Genomic DNA, 1,279 nt, shown 5'->3' with positions numbered 1-1,279 from the left:
TTGAACCCCTGAAAGTGATCCAGTGATAAGTAGCGTAAAAAAACTAACTTTCACAGGTTTACAAAAGGGAAATGAAAGCAGCACGATTCACCGAATCGCAGATTGTAGCTATTCCTGAACAGCAAGATAGCGGGCAGACAATCGCTCAGAGCACTCGTGAGCATGGCATCAGCGAGGCCACCGCGACGGCGGACCCTTTTTATAATTGGCGAGCTAACCAGGGCGGCAGGCAGGTTTAGGAAGTCAAGCGCCTGAAAGAATTGGAAGACCAAAACCGCCGACTTAAAAAGATGGATGCCGAACTGAGTTTGCAAAACGAAATCATCAAGGAAGCCCTAGCAAAAAAGTGGTAAGGCCTGCCGAGCGTCGAGAAGTAGTCAGGTGGATGGTTGATCAGAAACGGATTAGCCAACCGCGGCGGCGGACCGGGTAAAGCCTGTGGTTGGCGGTCCCGCGTCTAGGTGGGCCTGAGCCGCAATGCGCTAGCAGAACCAGCGGTCATCAAGCAGAGAGATAAAGTGCTCAGCAGCCGGATCGAGCAGTTGGCTCGGTGGCACAAGCACGGGGGTGTGCTCAAGATTGATCGCCGGTTGCGTAAGCAGGGCGAGCTGGTTAACCATATGCGGGTCAGAGGGTTGTATAGAAGTTTAGGCTTAAGCTTACGGCGAAAGACAAAGAAACGCCTACCCGATGCTGTGCGTCAGCCGCTGGCTAAAGCAAGGGCCTGTAATCAGTGCTGGTCACTAGATTTTACGTCGGATACCTTAACCGGTGGGCGTAAGTTTCGTACGCTGAAGGTGGTCGACGACTACAATCGGGAGGCCTTGGGCATGGAAATCGATTACTCTTTACCTGCCCGCCGAGTCACTTGCCTAGTAGATCAGTTGGTGGAACGTTTCGGCAAACCCGAACGGCTACGGAGTGATACTGGACCGGAGTTTATTAGCCAGGCCATGGAGGATTGGTGTAACCATCCGTGCATCGAGTTATGCTGGATCGAACCGGGCAAGCCCACTCAAAACGCGCATATTGAGCGCTTCCATGGGACATCTCGCAGGGACGTATTGGACGCTCACATATTTACAAGTAGCCGACACGTACGCCAAACGGTGGATGCGTGGCTGGTGGAGTACAACACGGAACGGCCTGATCAGGCCTTGCCGTTTATGACACCGGTTGAGTACCGACAGGTGGCTTAAATTCCAGTCAAAACTGGCTCACCAAACGGGGTAAGGACACCAGGAGGCAGGTTATTGAAAAACGTGACCAAATGTTTGCA

General features: G+C 52.7%; 2 protein-coding genes. Both read left to right on the top strand.

Translation table 11 applies throughout. The annotated features are described in order from the left end of the window. The first annotated feature begins 71 nt into the window (after nucleotides 1–71). The gene (locus J2I46_RS33655) at nucleotides 72–239 is read left to right on the top strand and encodes a transposase (protein WP_374758117.1); all 168 of its coding nucleotides are present in this window, start codon (nucleotides 72–74) and stop codon (nucleotides 237–239) included. A gap of 222 nt (nucleotides 240–461) precedes the next feature. Beyond that, nucleotides 462–1,199 carry an IS3 family transposase gene (locus J2I46_RS33650; protein ID WP_207333298.1) on the top strand — a complete coding sequence of 246 codons (738 nt, stop codon included), beginning with the start codon at nucleotides 462–464 and terminating at the stop codon, nucleotides 1,197–1,199. Nucleotides 1,200–1,279 lie beyond the last annotated feature (80 nt).

Origin of the sequence: Fibrella forsythiae, from assembly GCF_017353175.1 — a bacterium.
In the GTDB taxonomy this organism is placed as follows: Bacteria; Bacteroidota; Bacteroidia; order Cytophagales; family Spirosomataceae; genus Fibrella; species Fibrella forsythiae.
Note: the sequence above shows the minus strand (reverse complement) of the source record. Positions and strands in the feature narration are given on the sequence as shown.